Annotated in this window: 5 protein-coding genes; 4 read left to right on the forward strand and 1 reads right to left on the reverse strand. The window is 72.4% G+C overall.

The genetic code is table 11. The features are described 5' to 3' along the window. A partial coding sequence (locus E1267_RS42480) for a WD40/YVTN/BNR-like repeat-containing protein (protein WP_220449938.1) occupies positions 1-2,390 on the forward strand: 2,390 nt, incomplete at its 5' end. A gap of 21 nt (positions 2,391-2,411) precedes the next feature. On the opposite strand, the gene E1267_RS42485 is transcribed toward E1267_RS42480, so the two are convergent. Next, positions 2,412-2,807 carry an NUDIX hydrolase gene (locus tag E1267_RS42485; RefSeq protein ID WP_132341802.1) on the reverse strand — a complete coding sequence of 132 codons (396 nt, stop codon included), beginning with the start codon at positions 2,805-2,807 and terminating at the stop codon, positions 2,412-2,414. 74 nt (positions 2,808-2,881) lie between these two features. Between E1267_RS42485 and E1267_RS42490 the strand changes: the two genes are divergently transcribed. The 3 genes from E1267_RS42490 to E1267_RS42500 form a co-directional block, all read left to right on the forward strand. After that, complete coding sequence (locus tag E1267_RS42490; protein WP_165960110.1) at positions 2,882-3,508, forward strand: DUF6758 family protein; 627 nt, start codon at positions 2,882-2,884, stop codon at positions 3,506-3,508. Between the two features lie 52 nt (positions 3,509-3,560). Further along, entirely contained in the window at positions 3,561-4,277 is a 717-nt protein-coding gene (locus E1267_RS42495; protein WP_165960111.1) for an MBL fold metallo-hydrolase, read from the forward strand. Positions 4,278-4,331: 54 nt separating this feature from the next. Continuing rightward, the coding region (locus tag E1267_RS42500) for a RecB family exonuclease (protein WP_132341804.1) at positions 4,332-5,067 on the forward strand (736 nt) is incomplete at its 3' end.

The following is a 5,067-nucleotide window of genomic DNA, read 5'->3' on the forward strand; positions in this document are numbered from 1 at the left end:
GTATAAGAGACAGCACGCGCCCCGACCTCCTGGTCGCCACCGGGCCTCCCCGCCCCCAGGGATCGAGCGGCAGACACCACAGGGGCCCGGCGCCGGCCGCCATGCGCAGGGCCGGCCCCGTACGCCGCGGCAGCAGGGCGACCCCCATCGTGTTGTCCGTGGCCGCGGCGGTCCTCGTGGCCACCGGGGTGCTCGTGTGGCAGTGGAGCGGCGAGGAGGCGTCCGGCCTGCGCCTGGAGGCGGGCATGGGGCGTTCGGGCGACGAGCTGTTCACCGTTCCCGCGGCGGGCGACGGCGTCAACCAGAAGCTCAACGACATGGCCTCGGCGGGCCGCGCCGTGGTGGCGGTCGGTAGCGACACGACGAGCCCCACGCCGCGCCCCCTGTTCCTGTTCTCGCCGGACGGAGGCAAGACCTGGCAGCTCGGCCAGGTGAGCGGCGTCTCCACGCCCACGGTCCAGCGGGTGGTCGGCGGCGACGGGCGCTGGCTGGCCAGCGGCGGCGACGGTTCCTCGGGCGAGCGCGGCCTGTGGACCAGCACCGACGGGTTCAGCTGGACCGCCGTCGAGCGGCCGGGCCCGGACGCGTTCCGGGCCGGTGACCACATCCACGACATCGCGCGTACGGCCTCCGGGTTCGTCGCGGTGGGGCATACGACGGGGGAGGACGGCGGCTCCGGGGCCGCGGCCTGGCGCTCGGACGACGGCGCCCGCTGGGAGCGCGTCGAGACCAGAGGGCTGGAAGTACGGGAGATCAGGGCCGTGGTGGCCAAGGGCGACACGGTCGTGGCCATCGGGCAACCCGCGGTCGGCGAGGGATCGCGGGTGCTGCGCTCGGCCGACGGCGGGCGTCACTGGCAGGCGACCGGCTTCCAGCTCCCCGAGGCCCTGCCGCGCACCGGGACGCTGGGCCTGCTGCCCAAGCAGTTCGTCCTGGTGCCGACGCGGCAGCGCACGGTCACGGGAGACGTACGCGTCTACTGCTCCCCGACCGGGGCGGAGTGGAAGCAGTGCGGCACCATCGGCGGTCTGAGCGGCGAGAGCCCCGGCGTGGAGTCGCTGATCTCCCACAAGTCCGGCGTCGCGGCGATCACGCAGGCGGGCCTCGGCAAGTACACCGTGCTGACGAGTGCCAACGGCAGCGACTGGAACAAACGGGCCGACTTCGCGGACCTGAGCGGCGCGACGTTGCGCGGGTTCACGATCTCCGACGCCGGCACCCTGTTCGCCGGCGGCGACCAGGCGGCGTCCGACGTGGACAACCAGCTCGTGCTCATGGCCGCGCCCGCGCGGGGCGAGGCGGCGCGCGTCAAGCTCGGCGAGGTCGAGGGGCTGGCGCGGATCGCGCGCGAGACGACCGCGCTGACCAGCTTCTCCGGCAGGTACGTCGCCGTCGGCGCGGCATCCGGCGACGCCGGCCTGTGGACGATCAAAAACTGGCAGAGCTGGAAGTCGATGAGCCTCGGCGGGCCGGGCAGGCAGTCGCTGGGGGACGTCGCGCACGGGGAGCGGGGCTGGCTGGCGGTCGGCGCCACCGAGACGAACGTCGCCGTCACCGACCCCCTCCTCGTGACCTCCCCCGACGGCGAGAGCTGGAAGCGGATCGAGGCCTCCGGCGACCTGGCCCGTGAGCGGGACCATCCCTACCTGACGACGCAGGTGGTGACGGCCGGCGAACAGGGCTACGTGCTCGCGGGCGAGTCCAAGGACCAGGCGGGCGTGTCGAGGGCGGCCGTGTGGTTCACTCCTGACCTGCGCAAGTTCACCAGGTCGGAGAAGTTGCCGCACGGCGGTTCGGGGGTGCACATCCACGACGCCGTCGCCGGTTCGGACGGCTTCGTGGCCGTGGGCGGTTCGGGCGCCGCCGACCAGGAGAACAGCGTCGTGTGGCACTCGGACGACGGCGTCAACTGGACCGCTCGCGACCCGGTGTCCCCGCCCGGCGCCACCTCGGCCGGTCTCCGGCGGGTCACCTCGTACCAGGGCAAGATGGTCGCGATCGGCACGGCGCTGGTCGACGGCGCGCGGCGGGCGTTCGCGGCCGCCTCCGACGACGACGGCGCCACGTGGCGTACGGCCTGGCTGCCCGCGGAGCAGGCGGCGGCGGTCTACGACCTGGCGGCGGCCGATGAGGGCCTGGTGGCGGTCGGCTGGCACGGCGCTCCCGGCGAGGGCGACAGCGCGGCCTGGACCTCGCAGGACGGCCTGTCGTGGAACCGGATGGCGCTGACGAAGGACCGGCTGGCGGGGCGGGGCACGCAGTGGTTGTCGGCGGTGGCGGTCTCGCGCGCGGACGACTCGGGGGCGGAGGTCGTGGCGCTCGGCCGGTCCACGACGTACAACGCCGACCATCTCATCCTGTGGACCTCCAGCCTGTCCGCCAGCAGGTAGGGGGACGGTGGGTCCACCCGCTCAGCGGGGCAGCAGACCCCAGCCGGAGAGCGTGTCGAGCAGGCCCTCCGTGAGCGGCAGCCGGGCCAGTTCGTCCATGCCGCACCACCGCACGTCGGCGGCGTCGTCCCCGGCCGCGGGGGTCCCGTCGGTGACGGCCGCGAGGTAGTCGCGGATCACGTACGTGACCCCGCCCGGCCCCGGTCGTTCCACCGTGCCGGCCAGGCGGCCGACCTCCACGTGCAGCCCCGTCTCCTCCTGGACCTCGCGCCGCAGGCCCGCGGCGTCGGTCTCACCGGGTTCCAGCCTGCCTCCGGGGATGGACCACAGGCCCATGCCGGGCGGATGTCCCCGCCGCACAAGCAGGATTCGGTCAAAAGCATCGAAAATCACTGCACCAACGCAATTTACGCGCACATGACCAAGATTACGACGAGATAACGAGAAGTGCCCTTGACGCAACGCCGAGACAGGAAGCACCGTGGGTAGCTGTGAGAGCGGCTGCAACCTGCCCACGGTGTTCTGGCCGGCTTCACGAGCCGAGCGCCTGGTCGAGTGCGTATCGATGCGACACGCACGGGGATGTCCTGCCCTATCAGCCTCCGTGGCCGCCGACCGATACGGCGCTGGAGGCCATCCGCAAGAGCTCCGTCGTCCCCGTGTGGCTGCCCTGGCCGTTGCCGGCGGGGTGGCTGGTGACCGGCTTCGGCGAGGTGGGCGACCAGCGCACCGGCGCCCGCGCCAGCGTGGTGGCGCTGAGCGGGCCCTCGCTCACCGAAGGGCCTGCCGACCTGCTCGTCATCGCGGAGGAGCCGGGCATCGGGTTGGGGGCGGCGTACGCCGGGCTCGACGGCCCAGACCCGGGGGCGGGGTTCGACGCCGGCCCGCCGAACGCCAAGATCCAGGTGCTCGGCCACCCCACCGCCATGTGGTGCGTGAACGGGCAGGCCGACCGCGCCGTCTACGCCGGTGAGGCGCTGGGCAACTGGTTGTGGACGATCGTCTGGCCGGCCGACGCCGGCTGCCTCATCGCGTTGTCCGAACTGTCGCTGATCGACGCGCGGGATCACGACCTTGATGTCCCTTTCGGTGCGTTCTCTCCCCGACTCGACACCTAGGACGGGCCACGGCGATTCGCGCTCTCCTGCAGAGGAGCTAGAGTGCGGAGGCGTGACAGCGCGTATCGAGCGAGTGGTGACCGAGGGCGTCGTCGACATCGACGGCACCGAGCACAAGGTCGAGAACAACACCTGGATCGTGGGTGACGACGACGAAGTGATCGTCATCGACGCGGCGCGTGACGCCGACAAGATCCTTGAGCAGGTCGGCGAGCGGGAGGTGCTGGCCGTCATCTGCACGGCGGGCCTGCCCGACCACGTCGGCGCCTCCATCGAGGTGGCCAGCAGAGACGAGGCCGTCGTCGCCCTGCACCCCAAGGACAAGCCGTTGTGGCGGGAGACCTGGTCGGAGACCTGGCCTGACATCGACATGGAGGACGACGGCGTCTTCGAGGTGGCCGACGTCCAACTCGACGTCATGGAGACCCCCGGCGTCACGCCCGGCGGCGTGTCGCTCTACTGTGAGGGGCTCGGAGCCGTGTTCACCGGCAAGGCCCTGCAGGCCGACGGTCCCGGCAAGCTGGGCGGCGAATATCCGGCACTGGCCGACCAGCTCACCTCGATCGGCGGGCGGCTGTTCACGCTGCCCGGCGAGACGCGGATCCTGGCCGCCCACGGCGACGAGGTCACGGTCGGCGACCTGGAGCCGCACTTCGACGACTGGGTGTCCGGGTCGCTGACCCGCGTCGACACCGAGCCCGCCGACGACGGCCCGCTCACCGACGGCACCAAGATCTCCGGCATCCGCCTCGGGCCCGGCGACGAGTGAGGCCATGAGCAGGGTGGTCCGGTTCCGCCCGGCGTCCTCGCGGGGCGGGGGCGGATGAACACGCAGCTTCCGCTGGAAGGGATGCCGCGGCGGCTCTACTCCTGCACACCGTCGCGGCTGAACGCCTGGCTCGACTGCCGCCGCCGCTACCGGTTCACCTATCTGGACCGGCCGCAGCCGTCCAAGGGTCCCGCCTGGGCGCACAACAGCGTCGGGGCGAGCGTGCACAACGCGCTGGCGGGCTGGTGGCGGGAGCCGTACGAACGCAGGACCCCGCTGACGGCGGCCGTGCTCCTCACGAACGGCTGGATCACCGAGGGGTTCAAGGACGCGGAGCAGTCGGGCCGGTGGCTGGGGCGCGCTCGCGACCTCGTGTCCGGATATGTTGCGACTTTAGATCCCGCTGACGATCCGGTCGGCGTCGAACGTACGGTCGCCACCCGCACGAAGGTCGTCGCCCTGTCCGGCCGCATCGACCGGCTCGACCGGCGCGGCGACGAACTCGTCGTGGTCGACTACAAGACCGGCCGCCGCCCGCTCACCCAGGACGACGCCCGTTCGTCGCTCGCCCTGGCCGCGTACGCCATCGCCGCCTCCACCATGATGCGCACGCCCTGCCGCACGGTCGAGCTCCACCACCTGCCGACCGGCGAGATCGTGCAGTGGCGGCACACCGAAGAGTCGCTCACCCGCCACCTGCGCCGCGCGGAGGAGATCGCGAGCGAGGCCGCCGAGGCCGACGAGCGTTACCGCGAGGTCGTGGGAACGCCCGCGCGCAAAGCCGCGGCCC

Source organism: Nonomuraea longispora (genome assembly GCF_004348345.1).
GTDB classification, from domain to species: domain Bacteria; phylum Actinomycetota; class Actinomycetes; order Streptosporangiales; family Streptosporangiaceae; genus Nonomuraea; species Nonomuraea longispora.